The sequence below is a fragment of the Shewanella gaetbuli genome, assembly GCF_023284065.1.
Taxonomy (GTDB): Bacteria; Pseudomonadota; Gammaproteobacteria; order Enterobacterales; family Shewanellaceae; genus Shewanella; species Shewanella gaetbuli.
The window spans coordinates 340,141-360,050 of record NZ_JAKIKP010000003.1 but is presented as its reverse complement, the minus strand read 5'-3'; the positions used below and the strand labels follow the sequence as shown (position 1 = coordinate 360,050).

Here is a 19,910-nt window from a genome sequence, read left to right as displayed (position 1 = left end):
GTTTTTGTAAGGGTAACTCAAATAAAAAAGTCAGCTTTTAGCTGACTTTTTTATTGGTTTTATTTCACCAAACTCCACCTTAATGTGGCATTTGGTTGATATCCATACATCCACCCTGCTCACTAAACAAATGAGGGGTTAATATAGGTAACATTCCTTTTAACACCTGTAATGGCAAAGCTGAGGTAAAGCTAAAATCATCAGCTTTAGCCCCAGGTACAAACGCTGTTAGTGTGCCAAAATAATTGTCACCTAAATAGAATACAAAGGTGGCGGTTCTATTCATGGCGGTAGAGGCCACTTTACGGCCATCTTTAATCTCAGTCGCGATTCGATTATCACCAGTACCTGTTTTACCCCCAATCTGTATTGGCTGTCCACTGCTGGTCAACAAAGCATCTTTTAACCTTTTTGCCGTACCATGTTCTACCACATTGGTTAAGGCCCTTTTAAGGGCTTTAGCCACATCAGGCTTCAATGCTTGTATCGCCTTTGAGTGTTCAAAGTCATCAATACTTGGGTGTGCTAGTTCAACCTCATATGGTGTATGTTGAGCAAAGTGGAACTTATTAATTCTTCTTGTGGGCAATTTTACGCCATCGTTTTGAATGATCCCCATTAGCTCAGCCAGTGCACTTGGGCGGTCACCCGAGCTCCCTAATGCTGAACCTAATGACGGCACTAAGAAATCAAATGGGTAGCCCATCCGTTGCCAACGTTGATGAATACTTAAAAATGCTTCTACCTCTAACATCACTTTGATACGTTGATCTCGAGCAGATTGAGAACGCGTTCTAAACAACCAACTGTATACGCCCACTAGCGTCGATTGGCTGTCTGCTAAAGTTGCAGATAAACTCGCGTCAGGCTGTTGTAGTAAATATTTTAACACCCATAACTCTAATGGGTGGACTCTGGCAATATAGCCTTGATCAGCCAAATTAAACTTGTCTTCACCATATTTAAAATACAGCTGATTGATTTGTTTATTGTTGTAGGTCTTATTGGCTATTTTGCTACTTAAAAAATCTTGTAGCTCTTTAGCGCCTTTTTCAGGCTCTAAATACCTAAACGTAGCGGCTAATCGTGATTCTGTATTTTGAATTCCTTGATAAAACTTTTTCAGTTTTTCATCATTAGACAACGACTTATATTTTCTATAAAAGCGTTTTACAAAGGTACCGCCTTCTCTTTTAGCAAAGGCTTTAAGGTACTCTTCCCGACGAGGATCTTTATCATTTTTAAGCAGCTGAGCTAAGCTCCCCTCATTGTTGTAACTACTGCTGTAGTTAACGATTTCTTGCATCACACGTACAAAAGGCAAATTAACCGAGTCTTGTAATGCTTCATATAATGTTGGGTTGCGGTTATCTTCTTTAGATTGAAAATTATTAAATACATGTAAGCCACCACCAGTAAAAAAGCGCTCGTTAGGCGAGGCTGAATAACGACGCTCAAGAGCGGCATCTAACATTCTGGCTAGGTTTTTATCTCGAGTGTTAATCAGGTAATCCACAACCCATCGCGTAATAGTATCTTTAGCATCAATTTCAACCTGATATAAATCGGCCACTGTTTTGCTGGCAAAGCGTTGTTGTAACTCAGCCACAATATCAAGATAAGTAGCCAACACCCGTAATTTTGCGGTTGAGCCAAGCTCTAACTTACTGCCTTGGTTAATATCAAAAGGCTGACCTGAGCTGTCCGACTGAACCCGAACCACATTGGCATTAGCGCGTTTTTCTAATAGGGTAAAGCTGTAGGTAACGTTTCCAAGCTGTTGCGTTGTAAGTAAACGCTCACCTAATAATCCCGCTGCTTGAGCATTTTGAGGCAGAGCTAAGCCTTGTAAGTAATCACTTACCTCATTTTGTAAGTCACCTTTAATAGTGCTGTTGATGGTTAAATCTAAACGGTCTAAGTCAAATAAATTACTTGATAAAAGCTGCCCTGCACTCACTCTTATCGATTTTACGCCTTTATTTAATGATGCATTGCTAGCCACTCGAGTGTGATTAAACGTTAATTTTTGCACCATGGCCGCACTCATTAATTGCGGATCTATTAATGCTGCGCTGACCAAAAGCCGTAAATGACTATCCACTAAGCTTTCTAAGTCATCATGCCCTTGTAATAAATAATAAGAAGGACGCCTTTGGGCGATCATTAACGCGACAATTTGTCGAAAAACCTGACCACGCTCTTGGGTTTCTTCAGCCTTAAAAGGAGGCGTTAATAAGGCATTAGCCCGTTCAAAATCAGTTTTAAACCATGCCCATAATCCATCTCCAATACCGTTAACCTCACCAAAACCGGGCGCGGATGATAATGGAACCGTATTCAAATAATCTTGCGCAATTCGCTTTCTTGCTTCAAGGGTGTTTTCGCTGGGTTGATATACCCTTACCATTGCTGAACCAATTTGCAGCAACTTGTCTTGGATACTTAATGTCAGGCCAAATTCAGAATGTCGAAACTTCTCTATTTGGGTAGCTAAGGTACTGCCTCCCGCATTCGGCATATCAATGCCAACAATATCAGCTAATTTAGTGGTCACCGCTACCGCAAACCTTGGCCAGTCAATCACAGGATTATAGTGAGGCTCTGGGTTCCATAGTTGCCTATTTTCAATAAACAACAGGGTATTCATCACTTCTTGAGGAATCTCATTGCTCGCTTGATATACCCGTTTAGGATATGTGCCATTAAATACCGTTTGATTACGACAGTCTTTTACAATTAATCCTGACTGTGTTTTTTCATTATACGGAGGGAAAAAACCTTGCTGAGCATATTCCATCAACAATGGAGAAAAGCCCGCCTGCTGTTTTATCACAAAACCATTGCTGATCAGTTTGTCGATATATTGTGGTAACTGGGTATAACCGTGGCGAATATCAAATGGCCCATATTGAGGGTATATCACTTCAGTGGTTTTAAAGGGATATAGTTGATAGGTCAGCTTATTGGCATATTCATGCAGCCACTTTGACTGAAAATAAGAGGTTTTAATTTCATAAGCAATGAATCCCCCTATCGCTGCTATTAACATCAATAAAAACAGCAACCACTTTAACTTTCTAGTCGATTTTTTAACCTTAGGTTGAGATGATAATTTGGGACGATAATTATCAAACTTCATATCTTGGGTGGGTTCTGACACTATCACTCCATTGATGCGGTATAGATTCACTACTGCACTGCAGATAGTGACACACTAATATCGCTACGATTCATTTTTAACGTTCATTTGTTTTGGCTAAGCTGTTTATTATAGTGTGATTTTAACTGGCCTAGGCTATTTTAACAGAACCATTTATCACGGTGATAGATGAGACATTGAAAATAAATCGTTTTATAAATGGTTAACGGATGTTTTATAACTTGAAGAATCATTAAGGATTGTATGCAAGGCGACCAACCTCGGTTGAGATTAGGGCTGGCCATGTGGTCACTGCCACAGTGGAAAAATAGCCTTTACGGCAATGGCACCACCACTCAACGTTTAGAGAAATACGCTCAGGTATTTAACACTGTTGAGGGCAATACCACTTTTTACGCATTGCCCAAATTAACCAGCGTTCAGAACTGGCGCGATGCTGTGGATGAGCACTTTAAGTTTACTTTCAAGCTACCCAAAACCATTACCCATGATTTACAACTGCAACACTGTAATGCAGAGCTAAAAGCCTTTTTTGACACCATGGCCCCGCTGATAGAAAAAACGGCCATTTGGAAAATTCAATTACCCGCAAAATTTGGTCCGCATTCACTTGCAAACCTCGACCGCTTTTTAGCGCAATTCCCTAAAGAATTAACCGTGGGTGTTGAAGTAAGACATTTGGCATTTTTTGATAAAGGAGAGCATGAAAAAGCGCTCAATCAAGTGCTGATAAAACATCACAGTAACCGCATTATCATTGACACCAGACCGGTTTTTGCAGCTACACCTGACCATCCCGCAATTATTGATGGTCAACAAAAAAAACCTAAAGTGCCTGTTCACCCTATCGCTACCGCTCAGCAACCAGTAGTGCGTTTTATTGGCGAGCTTAACAGTGAAATTAATCAGGCATATTTTGGTAAGTGGGCTCATAAAATCGCCCAGTGGATTGAGCAAGGTAGGCAACCCTATGTATTTATTCATACCCCAGATAATGTTGCTGCCCCCGAGTTAGCAGTAACATTAAACGACATGATCCGTGAATGTAGCACGCACTCAATTGCGCCAATAAAGCTGTTAGATAATTCGCTACCTGAAGCTAACTCAGTTGATCAATTACGATTAGATATTTAGCAAAATGACATTATGGGGCTTTAGAGTAAGGGCTTTAGATTAAGAGCTATAGGTTAACAGGTATACGTTCAGAGGATTACCCAGGCAGACCCTGCAATAAGCATTTGAATTCAGATATAAAAACAGGCTTTAAATGAGCTATTTAAACCCACTCAAAGCCTGTAACAGACAGCAGAAAGCAATCACTTTTTAGTTAAGCTTTAACTTTCCAGTTCACTTTTTGGCCCGCAAAAAATGGCACAATAGGATTACCATTCGGTAAAATAATTTCTTCAGGAACCGTCCACTCTTGTTTAACTAACGTCACTGTGCCTGTATTACGTGGTAAACCATAAAAGTCAGCCCCGTGTAAGCTGGCAAAACCTTCCAGTTTATCTAATGCCCCTAAGTCATCAAATACTTGAGCATACAGCTCTAACGCGCTCCATGCGCTGTAACAACCGGCGCAACCACAAGCTGATTCTTTACGGTGTTTTTCATGAGGCGCTGAGTCTGTTCCTAAAAAGAACTTACTTGACCCCGTAGCCACTGCCGCTTGTAATGCTTGCTGATGAATATTGCGCTTTAACACAGGTAAGCAGAAATTATGCGGGCGAACACCACCGACTAATAAGTCATTACGGTTCAATAATAAGTGCTGTGGGGTAATGGTTGCTGCAATATTGCTTGGCGCTTCTGCAACAAACTCGGCCGCGTCTTTAGTGGTAATGTGCTCAAACACCACTTTTAATTGTGGCATAGCCGACACAATGCGCGACATATAACGATCAATAAAGGCTTTTTCACGATCAAAAATATCAATGTGTGATTCAGTTACTTCACCGTGCACTAACAACAACATGCCTTGTTCGGCCATTACTTCAAAAATAGGAAATAACGCATCTAATGCTTTAACAGCTGCATCTGAGTTGGTAGTCGCACCCGCTGGGTATAGTTTAGCAGCAACAACCCCTGCGGCTTTGGCATCAATAATATCTTGTGCCGTGGTGTTATTGGTTAAAAACAACGTCATTAACGGTTCAAACTGACTACCTTGTGGGCGCGCGGCTAAAATACGCTCACGGTATGCGCTGGCCATGTCGGCATTCGTCACAGGGGGAACCAAATTAGGCATCACAATCGCACGTTTAAACAGGCGTGCAGTGGCAGTAACGGTTTCGCCAAGCATATCGCCATCGCGAAAATGTAGGTGCCAATCGTCAGGAGTGGTAATAGTGATTTGCGTCATTTAGCTACCCTAAAAATAGATATGAAATATTGCGCGCTATTGTGCCTGAAAACGCCAAAGCTTAATAGGTGCTTAACTTAAACGCTGACTTTTCTATACCAAAAAATCCCCCTCTATCATCAAGGTAAACTGCAATAAATATATTTGCATCAGCCCATGACTCAGTTAACCTAAACGACAAACAATTTAGTTACCCTCTGAAAAATTAATACTAAATAAAAACAACAATAAAGGACACGATTATGCTTAAACCTTTGGTATTGACCTTATCGACTCTGGCGTGTTTAACCCCATGGTCAAACGCACAAGCCCTACCGTTAGACAAGATTATTTTACCCGCAGGCTTTAGTATCGATATTTATGCTGACAATGTTGAAAATGCGAGGCAAATGGCATTAGGTGATAAAGGCACTGTCTTTGTGGGCAGTCGTCGAGCAGGTAATGTGTACGCGCTAATTGACACCAATAATGACATGAAAGCAGATAAGCAATTAACCATCGCTAGTGGATTAAATATGCCATCAGGGATCACATTTCATCAGGGCAGTTTATACGTGGCTGAAGTCGACAAAATTTGGCGATATAAAGATATCGAGGCCAAGTTGCCAGAAATTGGCCAAGCTGAATTGGTGTATAACAAGTTACCCAATAAGTCTCATCACGGCTGGAAATTTATCGCCTTCGGCCCTGACGGAAAACTTTATATTCCGGTTGGTGCACCATGTAATGTGTGCGAAGAACCGCTGCCTTTTGCATCAATTCTAAAGTTAGATGTTGATACCAAAGAAACTACGATTGTGGCTAAGGGGGTGCGTAACAGTGTTGGGTTTGATTTTCACCCTAAAACCGGCGAGCTATGGTTTACCGATAACGGCCGCGACATGATGGGCGACGACTTACCCGATGATGAATTAAACCATGTTACTCAAGTTGGCCAACATTTTGGTTTCCCGTATATTCATAATGCCGATATTGCAGATCCTGAATTTTCTAACCCTGAAATAGCCAAACTTAATACGCCACCCGTGTTAAACCTTGGTGCTCATGTTGCGGCATTAGGGATGGAATTTTACCAAGGGCAACAGTTTCCAGAGCAATATCGCAACAGCATTTTAATTGCCCAACATGGCTCATGGAACCGCAGCAGCAAAGTGGGTTATCGCGTTATGCAGGTTGAGCTAGAAGGAAATAACGTGAAAAGTTACCAGCCTTTCGCAACGGGTTGGCTGCAAGGAGAACAAAGCTGGGGGCGTCCGGTTGATATTATGACTATGCCAGATGGTTCGGTGTTAGTATCTGACGACGCTGGGAATGCCATTTACCGTATAAGCTATATTACAGACGACGCGAAAAAATAACTTGGCTAAAGCCACCCTGCCAAAACTTTCACCATAAAAAATGGGTACCTTATAGGGTACCCATTTTTATTATTAGCTTTCAACACACTGAATTAAAATGCTAATTCAATACCGGCAAATGCGCCTTTAAACTGCATATCTTGAGTTGTGCTTGAGAATCTATCAACGTCAAAGCTGAAATCACGATAGCCAACACGAATTGAAGTGTCTAAGGCAACACCATCAAATTCCCAACCTAAACCGGCACTGTAATCATGTACGCCACTTTCGTCTATGCCTAGCAATACATCAGCAAATACAAATAAGCCTAGTCCAGGAACACCCACTTGAGCATTACCGTATGCCATAACGACACCGCTATCGATATCACGTTGAGTCGCAGCGCGGCTATCGCCCACTTCACCGTCAATGCGTAATGAACCATGCATTTGCTTATACGCTGCACCTAAATCTAATGACACAACATCGTTGTCTAAGATTTCATAATAAAGTACAAAATCAGTATTACTTAGCTCATTGTAAGCGGTTGACTCGCCTGCAAAATTGAAACCATTGTAAAAGAAATCGGTATCAGATTTTGAACCTGAAGCTTCTAAACGGTTTTCACGAATTTTAATATTAGGCACTAGAGGAATAGGATGCTCTAGCGCAATCCACACACTTCCTTGCGTTTTAGAATCGTAATTATAGGTTTGTGCAGGACCAGTTGCATGACCAATGTTGCTGTCAGCATTAAAGCTACCAGAGGCATCCGTTTGCCATACATCACCACCCACCTTAAAACCTAAAACGGTAGCGGCTTGAGCCGATGAAACACTCAACATACCTAATAACGCGGTTGCGATAAGAGTCTTTTTCATTGTTATCCCTGAGAAAGTAAATTAGTTAAATCAATTACGGCAGCATTTGCCCGTGAAATATAATTAGCCATCACCAATGAGTGATTAGCCACTAAACCAAATCCATCACCATTAAGAACCATTGGGCTCCAAACGGGTTGCTGAGTTGCTTCAAGCTCACGAATAATTTGCTGTAAGCTCACTTCAGCATTTTTCTTTTCTAGTACACCGGCAAAGTCTACTTCAATTGCGCGCATAAAGTTAAGCAGCGCCCATGCAGAACCCCGGCTTTCGTAGAAAACATCATCTATTTTCCACCAGCTGGTTTTAATTTCTGAACTGGCAGCATTAGGTGTTGATTGACGCGCGCCACTTTCTCCAGCGAGATCCGTGTTCAAACGGTCTTGCCCCACGCTCGCGGATAGTCGCTGAGAAATACTGCCTAAACGCTTTTGTACTTCTTTTAGCCATTCATTTAAATTATCGGCACGAGCATAAAACTGGGCATTGGTATTGTCTGAATCACTTATTCTTGCTTGATAAAGCTTGAATAATTTAATGGCATCACGATACTCACTTTCAGCGCTTGGTACTAACCAGCTGGTATGTTCAATGTTCAATTTTGAATGTGCGGTCAGTAGGTCTTTATCTGCTGCAGATTGAGACTGAGAACGACTAAACTCTTTACGCATAATCAGCGCTAAATCACGAGTTTGCTCTAACGCACCAAACTCAAAAGCGGGCATATTATCCATGAAAACTGAAGGTGGCATCATGTCATTCGACAACCATCCACCCGGTTTATCTAATAGCGTTTCCATAGTGTTAATGATGGCTCCTGTGGTGGCATAACCCACTACATTTTTACCTGACTCACTTTGTAACGCCACCGGATCGATTGGGTCAGGCTCTATGCTCCACCAAACACTCACAAAATAGCCAATTAGAAAGACTACTGCACCGGCCGTAAAAACTTTTTTCCGTGTAAATTCCATCGATACAACTCCTTAATGGTGATGCTGGTGATGATCATGCTCTGACGCTTGAGGCTTTTTCACAACAGGTAACTCAACGTCTAATCGCTGATCATTATCAAAGATCAATGTTAAATTAACCTTACTATTCTCTGCTAATGGCGCTTTAAGGCCCAAAATCATTATATGGTCGCCAGCAGGTTTTAACGTTAATGATTCATGAGAACCAATAGTAAACCCTTCAACCTGGCGCATTTTAACCATGCCATTTTCATCTATTATGGTATGAAGTTGAGCTTCTTTTGCGATATCGGTTTCAACGCCAACAACAGTAACGGCTTTGTCGGAGTGGTTTTCTAGCGTGACGTAAGCGGCAGTGTTAGGCACCGAAGCTGGCATTGCACGCACATAACCCTCGGTCATAACCACATTTGCATTTGCCATAAATGATAATGATGCCAGCATTAAAAAATTAAACAAGTGTTTGAATATTGCTTTCAATGTCTTAAACTCCATGTAATCCCTGCTCGTGTTTATAAAGGAAACAACGAATGAGTCTTATAAAAATGCATGATGAACAAGGTGTTCGTATCATCAGCTTTAACCGTCCAGAAAAACGTAATGCGTTTAATCTAGAGATGTATCAACAACTCACAGAATACCTTATCGAAGGCGAAAGCAACAACGACATTCGTGCCTTTATGTTACATGGTGAAGGTAATTGTTTTACGGCGGGTAATGATATTGCTGACTTTTTACAAAGTGGCGACCTAAATGAAGCCCACCCAACCGTTAAATTTTTATTTTGTTTATTAGACCTAAAAAAACCGTTAGTTGCCGCAGTTTCAGGTCATGCTGTTGGCATTGGTAGCACGTTATTACTGCATTGTGATTTAGTTTATGCCGATAGTTCGGCCAAATTCCAACTGCCATTTGTTAACCTAGCATTGGTACCAGAAGCCGCTTCAAGTTTACTGTTACCGTTAATTGTTGGTCATCAGAAAGCTGCCGAATTAATCCTGTTAGGTGAACCATTTAATGCGCAGCAGGCTGCTGATTTGAATATTATTAATCAAGTTGTCGAGCAAAACGTTATTGACTTTGCCTTAAGCAAAGCTAAAAAATTAGCCAGCCAACCGCCAGAGTCTTTACAGGCTTCACGCCAGTTATTACGCCATAATCAAGAGGCCGTAAAACAACAAATGAAGTTAGAGTTAACTCAATTTGATACCAGACTAAAAAGCGATGAAGCTAAAAAAATCTTCCAAGCCTTTTTATCTAAATCAAATTAATACAATAAAAATTAATGTATTTGCTTTTGCACTAATGACCCTTGGTTAAGTTACCATCATCAGAGTAGCTGTTAGCTTAGCTACCCCATAAAGCGTAGGTGAATTTCAGCTAAAGGGTCATTAATATTTCGCCGCTTTGGTGTCAGCAATAATGGCAAATACCAGATAAACAATCAGGGTTATAAACGGATTAGCCACTAAAATAAGTAAAGCGATAACCCTTGTCCACAATAATGACCAGCCAAATTGCTTTGCAAGGTACTGGCACACACCACAAATAACGCTTGATTTACCTGCTAACTTTTCTAGCACGTGTTGCATAATGTTTATCCTTAAAAGATATAAAAAATGAATAAAGTGTTTAAGCTCGACATTGCTAATTGATTTGCCATTTACTGATCAAACTTGCGCCTACAGCACATAACATAAAGCTTAAAAGAGGCAGAAGTAATATCGCCAGCAATGGCATCATCAATCCGATAGAGTCTAGCAACCACATTACTTGTCACTCTTTGCTGTCGTCGTGTTCTGCGTTTTAGCATGATTCGCCATGGCTTCATCTTCAGCTAGCGTATTGATATCAAATACTTGCTCAGCAATTTGAGTTTGTAGCGATAACATTAATTCATTTTTAGCGGTAGTCATTAGTTCATGACTGGCTTTGCTAAAGCTTTGCTCTAACACTTTAAACGCCTCTTGAGATAGTGACTCATTAGCATTAGCGGCAAAACTAGACACTGACATTACTGAAACAACAGTAGCGATACCCGCTAAACGACTAAGACGATTTTTTGCATTGAATGTAAACATGGTGGCTTCCTTTTCTATTCTGGTTACAGTGACGTGATTGATCACTGCGATACAAAAGGGTTATTACAAGCCTTGTGCCAACTTTTAAAAAACATGATAAGGTGTTGAATTATATTAATTTAAAATTTAATCATTGTGATTTAATCGTATTATCACCAATCAACTCAGAACAAAAAACGAACAATTGGTAAATTTCACCACCCAGTTTAGTTATTTTCACTATTGGAGTTTTTAATCGATGTTCAAGCCGTTTTTAGCCACAAAAAAAGCGCCATAAAGGCGCTTTAATAAGACAATAATTTAAAAAGCTAATGAGTCCATTTATAACCGACTTCGCTTACCTTTCTAATTCTGGATCAACTGCAGGCTTGTTAGCATTCATCAAATCAATAGCACCCCGCACCACCTCAATACCCGCGCCTTGCTTATGAGCATTTTCACTTAAGAAACGTCGCCAGCTTCGTGAACCCGGTAAACCTTGAAACAAACCAATCATGTGCCGAGTAATATGGTTTAACCGTCCACCTTGTTGCAGGTGCTTTTCAATGTAAGGCACCATTTTTTCAATCACATCCTCACGAGAAAGCACAGGTGCATTGCTATTAAATAACTGCTGATCAACTTGCGCCAAAATATAAGGGTTTTGATACGCTTCACGCCCCACCATTACACCATCAACATGCTGTAAATGAATTTTTGCTTGCTCAAGGCTAGTAATGCCACCGTTAATACCAATGTTTAGCTGCGGAAAATCGCGCTTTAATTGATATACGCGATCATAATCTAACGGTGGGATCTCACGGTTTTCTTTCGGGCTTAACCCTTGCAACCAGGCTTTACGTGCATGAATGGTAAAGTCGGTACACCCTTTAGCGCTAACCATTCCAATAAAACGGGTTAAAAACTCATAGCTGTCTTGGTCATCAATACCAATACGGGTTTTAACCGTCACAGGAATGTCCACCACCTGCTTCATCGCATCAACACTTTCGGCAACTAATTCAGGCTCAGCCATCAAACACGCACCAAAGCGACCATTTTGAACGCGATCAGACGGGCAACCCACATTAATGTTCACTTCATCGTAGCCACGTTCAGCCGCAAGCTTGGCGCAATGGGCTAAATCAGCCGGGTTCGATCCCCCTAATTGCAACGCAATAGGATGCTCTTCTTCGTTATAAGCAAGGTAATCACCACTACCATGAATAATCGCCCCAGTGGTCACCATTTCGGTATACAGAAGAGTATTGGCCGACATAGTACGAGCAAAATATCGATAGTGGCGATCAGTCCAATCAAGCATGGGAGCAATGGAAAAGGTGCTGTCAAACTTGTTATTAATCAATTATGTAAAACCTTAATATTAATCAGTTGCTTGCAGTTAATGCATTTAATTTTAACCAGCATTATAAAACGCCTTTGGTTAGCGTTTTATCCTCTTTTAGACCATCTCGGGGGAACTACTGGAGTAAGCGTAATGGTAAATTATACCATCAATAAGCGAACAAGAAAAAACGATACCGTGTATTGTGCTAGCGTCAGCGTAAAAGAAATGGGGTCATCACATTATCAAAGAGTCAAACCTTCCACTCTAAAGTCTAAAGTCTAAAGTCTAAAGTCTAAAGTCTAAAGTGGCTGCGACATGATGGGCGAAAAATACCGTTCACAAAGTAGAGTACAATCTTAACAAGCAAGATTTTGATCTTATTGACAAGGAAACGATGGGCAACTCAAAGTATCCACTAGAGCTGCTGCAAAAAGTTATAACAGTTAGCCTCGAAACACTGAAGGTAGTTAAAGCCCTGCCAAAACTAGAGATATGAACTATCTTTACTAGACTCTTTCACAGCATTTAAAAGTAAATTATAACTGACTTTTAATGAGAAAAAGTCTCTCAAAATCTATAAGTTAATTATATTTGACTTATAACTGTTTCGGCATTACTTTATATTTAAAAGTAAATAGTAGTTAACTTATATGAGTAATCTTGCCAAGACAAACAGAACAGGTAAAGCGGTTAAGGCAACAGTGATGCCTAACTTATCAGAACGCTTTACCCCTACTCAGCTCGCTGAGGCGATCACCGCAAAGCGAACGGGTATGAAGCTGTCTCTCGTAGATGTATCTGAGGCATTGTCTATTTCAAAGCCAACGCTGGTGAAAATAGAAAAAGGCGATACCAATGTAAAGTTAGCGAACCTTCTCAAGGTAATGGAATACCTTGGTCTTTCATTTAGCCTTCTTTCCGATGATTCTACTTCCAAAGAAGAAACAGGGGCAAGTGATGACTGGTACTGATCTAAATACCCTGAACGTTTATATCGGTCATGATCGTAGAATTGCGGCAATAACCATTCCTGTAGGCTCTGAAACCGAATTAACCTTAACTTACGAGCCTGATTGGATTAAAGAGGGTTTTGCTATCTCGCCCCACCTGCCTTTGAACGGTGAGTTTGATCACAGAGCGGTTCGGAACTTCCTACAAAACTTGTTACCTGAAGGGAAAGGGTTAGAAGAGATCACTAGTAATACCACTATCTCCAAAAATAATACCTTTGGGCTTATCAAGATCATCGGCGCTGACACATCTGGCGCGTTATCATTTACCAGTCATAACAATCAAGAAACCGAAACTTCATTTCGAGAAGTCACTAATGAAGAACTTATCGAAAAGTTAGCTCGTTTTAAGAATGCTGGAGAATCAATTACCTATTGGGATGGCCGGATAAGGCTATCAGTTGCGGGTGTACAAGATAAACTTAACTTATTAGAGATAGATGGCAAATTAGGCTTTGGTGAAGGTCAGCTTTGCTCCAATAAGATATTTAAGTTTGAAACGGGTAAAGCGCCTTTTATTGCTGTGAATGAATTATTTACCATGTTACTGGCGAAACATTCCGGCATCGATGTACCAGAGGTGTCAGTACGAAAATATGGAGAAGTCAGCGCGTTTGTCATTGACCGTTTTGACCGTAAATTAATAGCTGAGCAACAGCGTGTTATGCGCCGTCACATTATCGATGGCTGCCAAGCTACTAACCTACCCCCTTCCTACAAATACGAACGTCAACACGGTGATGAAGGCGACGGTATTTATATTCGTGATGGTGTGTCTTTTGTGAAGCTGTTCAATGTAAAAACAACCAATGCCGAAGCGTATCAAACGCAACTTATACGCTGGATGACCTTTAATATTTTAGTGCGTAACTATGATGCTCACGGTAAGAACATCAGTTTCTTTGTGGGTAAACAGGGTTTAAGTCTTACGCCATTTTACGATTTAGTAAATATTGAGGCCATCATTCGAGAGATCCAAGCAAAACAAGCTAATGAAAACTCAAATGCGCCAATGGCAAACCATTTCGCGATGTCGATAGGTGAATATGGTGCTGGCAGTGCTGGTAATTTTAATCACCCGTTTACTGCTTACATGTTGGCAGACTTCGCCCATGAATTTGGTATATCACTCCCTCGTCTGCAATTGTTGATGAAGCAAATGATCAAGCAAGTGCAAGCATCTGTTGATTTAGCCAAAGCTGATGCACTTAAACAGCAGTTAACTGATTCTGAAATACAGCATGTTGATACCTGTATTCAAATTATTGATGAATCAGTGGAAGAGCTAAGTGCAGAAGTGGATCAAATAACAGAAATGAGCGACTTAATTTAGTGAAGAAGAAAAGTCATTTATAAAATACCAGTTTGCAGACTTAATATCCAAATGGCATTTTCGGCTGCGAATGATAACAGAAGATGACTTTAAAAAAATACTGAAAAGCAATTAAAAGAAATGATATTTGTGGGAGGTTATTTCTCTCGAGATTGTAAAACGAGAATATCAATAAGCATAGATATTCAATGTGATATAAAAAGAGGAAGATTGAAATGAACTCAACTGCTGGTAGCAATCCTTTAACAGACCTTCAGCTGAGCTTGTAATAAAAGTGTTTTATGTCCCGAGTAAATTAAAACGCATAATTTACGAACAAACTATGTCCGTCATATGAAGGGTTAACGTAATAGCGTCCACCGTTAGAAATATGCAAATAGGCATAACCTAAATCCCAATTCTTAGCGATACTGTAACTTGCACCAGCTTTAGCAAAAAATTGCCATGGCCCACCATAATCTTTATAAGCCACACCTCTTACACCAAAGTCATGGTCTTCCAACCAATACACTCCTCCCTCAGCTAAAAGATTAACTTTAGGCAGTATTTCCCAGTCAGCTCCACCACCCAACCCTAGCATCAAGCTACTATCTTCTGGTGTTGCTAACATCCCCACATTCGTAATGGGATAAAATTTTACCGACTCAACTAAGTTTTGAAAGTTAAATGAGTAAAAATAACTACATTCATAAACCTTTACATCTACATTCAACTCTTCATTAGGTTCTGAACCTAAACACCGAATCCCTGAGCTAGCTTTTACATCATGGGTATAAAAAGCAAAAACTAAAATAAAACACGTTAAAGCGCTATATCTAGAATTCATAAATTCACTAATAGTCAGCATAACGCTGCTACTCCAATGTTATAATTATGTTTCTAAATATAGTATGTGATACAAAGAGTTACAAACTAATTCCCATTTATTTTCTTTAGCGAGCCCTGTATTAGTACTTGAGAATATTTATAGAAGTCGCCAGCCAGTTGAGTTTGAGTACATATAATGTTTTTAAAATTAGCGAATAAATTTTCATTAACTTGTTCATTATTATTCCAAAAGTTGGCTAAATTACCCTGATAGGTTAGTCCATCAATGTTATATAACGCTTTTCCTAGTACCTTAGTTGGCAAATGATGTAACAATGCAGAAATGCCTACCGTACTATTTACCGTTACTACACCCTTAGCGTGACGATAAGCGTCCGGTAAATTAAAGTCATGGCCATATAGCACTCTAGTTTCAATTCCCAACTCAACGGCACGCTTGTGAATAAACTTGCGGTAGTTTTTAAACCCTCTATTTTGAGGATGATGCTTGATTAATAACCCTTGTTCGACTGAAGAATGTGCAGCAAAAGAGCTCATTACCACATCTAACACCTGTTGCATTGATTTAAAGTTTGAGTGCTCTATTAATTGAAAATCAACTTCAACTTGAAGCGGTAATATAAAAATATTTTGCTCGAACTGTTTTACAAATGTTCGATACTTTGGTGGGTCAATGAATTTTGCCTGCCATTTCTCATAAAAACTTTTAAGCCAATAAACACCTTCTTGATAAAACGTCCAAGGCCTATGATGCTGGTAAAATGGAAATGCTGGCCGAAAAACGGCTCGAGCAAAGTAATAGCACATGGCATATTTGGCCCTTTTTGCAAAGGTGGGAGTAGGTTTATAAGAGCTTTCTACTTCGTCGACGTTTATTCCGTCAAGTTGCACGTTACCATATAAGTCTGAATTGGCATTAACGCCCGTTTGTTCTAAAGTCACAAACCCAGCTCTAATGTAACCTTCTTCAAATGCCCAAAATTTTATAGACATTTTTTTGGCTACTCTAGCAGCAACCTTGTGATAAAAACGGCAGTCACCATATACAATTACATCGTGAATATTATGCTGTTGTAGATATTGCGTTAAAAAACCAGCCCATTGTTTAGTGTCTCCCTTATAATCAACCACATGATCCGCCCCAGAATAAAAACGATCTCCACCGTTAAAATTGATTTTATGGGTCACATTTCCTTCAGATGAACAATATCTTGCAAGTTGTTTAAAAAATGGCCCTAACGGGCCTTGTAAAAATAAAATATTCTTCAATTAGGGCGCACTCAAACAGGATAAAAATAAAGGATTAATAAGGATTGATTAGCGATATGCGTCATAGAAATACTGACATTTTCGCATTGTTCTTGCTAACCAACTGCTTTTAAGCTGACGTCCGCATAAACCTTGAGAATCATAAGCATTTCTTTCATCGGTAAGTTGCTGCATAACTCGTTCAGGCGAAGTCAGGTAACCATTACTCCAGTTAACATACCGGGGGTAACTAACTAGTGTGGTATAAACTAAAGCGTGTAATGACAGCGACTTATTTCTATCTGGAAATTCAATATCATCTTGCGTTAATCCCCAACCAGCATAAAAAGGCGAGCCATAAGTAGACACCTTTTTACCTCTAATTAATGCTTCAAATCCGGTTAATGAAGTAATAGTACATACGCGATCACATAAAGGAATTAACCCAGCAATATCAACATCTGTTAAATATAAATCTGCATATTGTTGCGCTTGTTCTGCACCCAATGCGCCAGGGCGTACGCCAGAGTATAAATCTGGGTGCTCCTTGTAAATAATATAAGCATCAGGAAATTGTGACCTTACTGAAGTTAGAAGTTGTAAGTTACTTTTGACTCTGCCACGACTAGATTTAATTGACTGATCTTGCTCAAATTGACCAGGAACCAAAATGACCTGCTGTAAACCAGCTTCAGAAACTTGACGAATTTGGTTAAATATCGCCTGCTTACTCAGAGTTTGCCCTACATTATATTTACTCAGAGCATGATGCACTAATGTGTACATTAGGCGATCTGCTCGATGGTGTTGTTCAGCAGATAAATGCGCCTTATTTAATAACGTAACGATGTCTGATGGTGAATCTGGCGCATAATACATTCCTTGTTTATCAATCACTAAACAAGATGGCCTACGCAAGTCTGCCCCCAAACCCACTGAACGAATAAAACCATCTTCCATATGCCAAACGCTAAAGCGTTGTGACAGTTTATGATGCAAACTTGAATTCTTTTTCCCCCAAACTAATACCGCACAGTTTTGTGGTTTTACTTGAGTAAGTAATTTTTCAGGACGAGAAACAAATTTAACTTGTTTAGCCATACGGCCAATAAAAGGCTTAATAAATGCGCGTTTCCAAAGCGAAAACCCTAAAACATAACAAGTCTCAACCGTATTAAATTGATCTTGTAGTTGTAAGTTTAACCACTCAATTAATGTTTCTACTTCACACTTATCACCCGTTTCAGGGTTAATGTATTGAGGATATTTAATTAAGCTAGCCGCAATAAGTTGCGATAAAGAAAGGTTAGCCGTTCTGCGTTCACATTTTAACTTGTCACTAGTGAGCCCCCAACCCGCATAAAAAGGCATGCCATAACAGTGTACAGGTAAACCATATAACAATGCTTCAAAGCCCAACTGAGATGTCGCAGTAAAAACTCGTTCCACCTTTTGCATCAAACTCGGCAACGATACATCTTCAGCTAATAAATGCACATTATTATGCTGGCACAATTGCGCATTAATATACCCTTGCTTGACCCCTTTAATAACATCAGGATGTGTTTTTACAACAATAGTATGGTTAGGATAAGCAGCCAATGCATCTGCAATCATTTGGGAAAAACTATCTTGGCTTGCCAATCCTTTAATTACAGAAACATCACCAAAGGTTTGATCAACAATCAATATTACGCTGTGATCATCACAACAGGCTAACCAAGCCGGCAAAGCATCACGCACATGATTGTACTTTGAAATACCGTGAGTAATTATTTTTTGTTGTAGTTTGAATGCTCGGGTTTCCATTTCAGCATCAAACCATTGCTTATAGCTTTGGCATAATGCCTCTAAATCACTGCCTTTAGTTGCATCATAATAAACACCGGTCTTATCACATATTAATGAGTACCTCGCGCCCTTTTCCTGTGGGTGACTCAAATAACTAATAAAACCATCTTCTAAACGGTAATAAGGCAGGTGATGTTGGAAAGCAAATGCTTGCGCTTTTTGAGTGTTAGCTTTCTCCCCCCACCCCACAACAGCATCATCAGCATGCACCTTTGCATAACGAGATACTTTGTTAACCTTGGCAGAAAAAAACTTGCTGACATGTAGGTCTTTAACAATGCCATTAGAGCAGGCCCAGATGGTTTTTGCGGGAGTAAGCAACATGAAGTGTTTCTTTTAATTTCTTAATTATAAAAATCTAGCAAAGTTTATTTTGCAAACAGTTTTTTAAGCCCATCTACAAAAAACAATTTTGGATTGAGATACAACTTACGGGCTTTTTTCCACAAAGGGCGATGAACCTTTACACCTTTACGCCATTGAAATAACCCAGGATATTCCGCAACATCATATCCAAACTGTTGCTGCAAGCCTGCCATCCAAACCTTGTAATTATGTTCTGGCATCAAACATAAATCACTTGAAAGCCTACAGTGCTGCTGTAGTAAATTCTGATGAAATGAATTTACTACAGATAAGTTTGTTGATGATTGTTTGAGCTTTTTTGCAAGTAATTCATCATTGACTACACGAGCTTGATGATATTTATGACTGAGCGGTCTTGAATGCCAATAATGAACAAAAAAGCGACCTTCAAATAAATGAGCTAATGAGTAAAAACTAAAATACCGTCGACACCCAACATAATCACCTGGATGCTGAGCTTTTTGATTTAGATGATAATCTGCTGTCAAAGGCATAACTGGGTAATGCAAACAGAGTTGATGTATCAAACTTAAATCTTCACCACCGTGTCCACTGAATTCAACATCAAAGCCACCTAACTGCTTAAACCACTCTTTATTAACTAGTAAACAACTACTGGCAACCGCAATACCATCAGTAATTGTATTTTCACCCAGCAAGAAAGAATCCAATACTACATTAAACTGTTCATTAAATTGCTTTGTACCTGCGCGACTTAAATATATACACGGGAACATTTCGAAAGCCATTTTACCAATAGCTTTTAGACGTTTAGTATTTGATACAAGATAAGGTAGTAAAGAAGCTGGAAAGTTTAAATCTACATCAATAAAAAAAACATACTCTGCTGTTGCATGCTCAACGGCAACATTACGAACATAACCAGCAGAAAAAGGCTCATGTGCTTGTGGCTCATGAACCCATTTAATGAAATTATATGAAGATAAAGCATCATATGTTTTAGTCGATAAATTTCCGCTTGAATGTACAACTACCTCAGTCTCTTCAACTTCACTAAGTTGAAAAAGTAATCGATTCAAACGTTCATCATCAGGACAATATTCGCGTTCGCTAAAAGGCAAAATAAAACTGATTAAAGGTAAACTCACTAATTTTCACCTAATATTATTTTACTCACGAACACGGCAA

17 protein-coding genes are annotated in these 19,910 nt (G+C 39.7%); 5 read left to right on the top strand and 12 right to left on the bottom strand.

Annotation, left to right across the window (positions count from 1 at the left end; all coding sequences use genetic code 11):
- Positions 1 to 79: 79 nt before the first annotated feature.
- Entirely contained in the window at positions 80 to 3,163 is a 3,084-nt protein-coding gene (locus tag L2672_RS06515) for a transglycosylase domain-containing protein (protein ID WP_248995022.1), read from the bottom strand.
- A 243-nt stretch (positions 3,164 to 3,406) separates the two neighbouring features.
- On the opposite strand from L2672_RS06515, the gene L2672_RS06510 reads away from it, so the two are divergent.
- Positions 3,407 to 4,297, top strand: a complete 891-nt coding sequence (locus L2672_RS06510) for a DUF72 domain-containing protein (protein ID WP_248995021.1) — start codon at positions 3,407 to 3,409, stop codon at positions 4,295 to 4,297.
- A 193-nt stretch (positions 4,298 to 4,490) separates the two neighbouring features.
- Here L2672_RS06510 and pyrC read toward each other — a convergent pair whose 3' ends face one another.
- Entirely contained in the window at positions 4,491 to 5,525 is a 1,035-nt protein-coding gene (pyrC, locus tag L2672_RS06505) for a dihydroorotase (protein ID WP_248995020.1), read from the bottom strand.
- Between the two features lie 242 nt (positions 5,526 to 5,767).
- On the opposite strand from pyrC, the gene L2672_RS06500 reads away from it, so the two are divergent.
- The gene (locus tag L2672_RS06500; protein WP_248995019.1) at positions 5,768 to 6,883 is read left to right on the top strand and encodes a PQQ-dependent sugar dehydrogenase; all 1,116 of its coding nucleotides are present in this window, start codon (positions 5,768 to 5,770) and stop codon (positions 6,881 to 6,883) included.
- A 92-nt stretch (positions 6,884 to 6,975) separates the two neighbouring features.
- Here the strand turns inward: L2672_RS06500 and L2672_RS06495 are convergent, their stop codons facing one another.
- The 3 genes from L2672_RS06495 to L2672_RS06485 are packed head-to-tail and all read right to left on the bottom strand — an operon-like array spanning position 6,976 to position 9,212.
- Positions 6,976 to 7,743 carry a TIGR04219 family outer membrane beta-barrel protein gene (locus L2672_RS06495; protein WP_248995018.1) on the bottom strand — a complete coding sequence of 256 codons (768 nt, stop codon included), beginning with the start codon at positions 7,741 to 7,743 and terminating at the stop codon, positions 6,976 to 6,978.
- A gap of 2 nt (positions 7,744 to 7,745) precedes the next feature.
- Complete coding sequence (locus L2672_RS06490; RefSeq protein WP_248995017.1) at positions 7,746 to 8,717, bottom strand: DUF2333 family protein; 972 nt, start codon at positions 8,715 to 8,717, stop codon at positions 7,746 to 7,748.
- 12 nt (positions 8,718 to 8,729) lie between these two features.
- Entirely contained in the window at positions 8,730 to 9,212 is a 483-nt protein-coding gene (locus tag L2672_RS06485) for a copper chaperone PCu(A)C (RefSeq protein WP_248995016.1), read from the bottom strand.
- 35 nt (positions 9,213 to 9,247) lie between these two features.
- On the opposite strand from L2672_RS06485, the gene L2672_RS06480 reads away from it, so the two are divergent.
- Entirely contained in the window at positions 9,248 to 9,988 is a 741-nt protein-coding gene (locus L2672_RS06480) for an enoyl-CoA hydratase-related protein (protein WP_248995015.1), read from the top strand.
- A 120-nt stretch (positions 9,989 to 10,108) separates the two neighbouring features.
- On the opposite strand, the gene L2672_RS06475 is transcribed toward L2672_RS06480, so the two are convergent.
- The 3 genes from L2672_RS06475 to dusA form a co-directional block, all read right to left on the bottom strand.
- Positions 10,109 to 10,309 carry a PspC domain-containing protein gene (locus L2672_RS06475; protein WP_248995014.1) on the bottom strand — a complete coding sequence of 67 codons (201 nt, stop codon included), beginning with the start codon at positions 10,307 to 10,309 and terminating at the stop codon, positions 10,109 to 10,111.
- Positions 10,310 to 10,486: 177 nt separating this feature from the next.
- The gene (locus tag L2672_RS06470; protein ID WP_248995013.1) at positions 10,487 to 10,798 is read right to left on the bottom strand and encodes a hypothetical protein; all 312 of its coding nucleotides are present in this window, start codon (positions 10,796 to 10,798) and stop codon (positions 10,487 to 10,489) included.
- 337 nt (positions 10,799 to 11,135) lie between these two features.
- Entirely contained in the window at positions 11,136 to 12,143 is a 1,008-nt protein-coding gene (dusA, locus tag L2672_RS06465; protein ID WP_275974967.1) for a tRNA dihydrouridine(20/20a) synthase DusA, read from the bottom strand.
- Positions 12,144 to 12,775: 632 nt separating this feature from the next.
- Between dusA and L2672_RS06460 the strand changes: the two genes are divergently transcribed.
- Entirely contained in the window at positions 12,776 to 13,096 is a 321-nt protein-coding gene (locus L2672_RS06460) for a helix-turn-helix domain-containing protein (protein WP_248995012.1), read from the top strand.
- Complete coding sequence (locus L2672_RS06455; protein WP_420833133.1) at positions 13,080 to 14,468, top strand: HipA domain-containing protein; 1,389 nt, start codon at positions 13,080 to 13,082, stop codon at positions 14,466 to 14,468. Before L2672_RS06460 ends, L2672_RS06455 begins: the two co-directional genes overlap by 17 nt.
- Before the next feature lie 295 nt (positions 14,469 to 14,763).
- Here L2672_RS06455 and L2672_RS06450 read toward each other — a convergent pair whose 3' ends face one another.
- The 4 genes from L2672_RS06450 to L2672_RS06435 form a co-directional block, all read right to left on the bottom strand.
- Complete coding sequence (locus L2672_RS06450; RefSeq protein ID WP_248995010.1) at positions 14,764 to 15,315, bottom strand: acyloxyacyl hydrolase; 552 nt, start codon at positions 15,313 to 15,315, stop codon at positions 14,764 to 14,766.
- Positions 15,316 to 15,380: 65 nt separating this feature from the next.
- A complete protein-coding gene (locus L2672_RS06445; RefSeq protein ID WP_248995009.1) occupies positions 15,381 to 16,565 on the bottom strand; it encodes a capsule biosynthesis protein in 1,185 nt (394 codons plus the stop codon).
- A gap of 48 nt (positions 16,566 to 16,613) precedes the next feature.
- Positions 16,614 to 18,719, bottom strand: a complete 2,106-nt coding sequence (locus L2672_RS06440; RefSeq protein ID WP_248995008.1) for a capsular polysaccharide biosynthesis protein — start codon at positions 18,717 to 18,719, stop codon at positions 16,614 to 16,616.
- 44 nt (positions 18,720 to 18,763) lie between these two features.
- Positions 18,764 to 19,870, bottom strand: a complete 1,107-nt coding sequence (locus L2672_RS06435; RefSeq protein ID WP_248995007.1) for a hypothetical protein — start codon at positions 19,868 to 19,870, stop codon at positions 18,764 to 18,766.
- Positions 19,871 to 19,910: the final 40 nt, after the last annotated feature.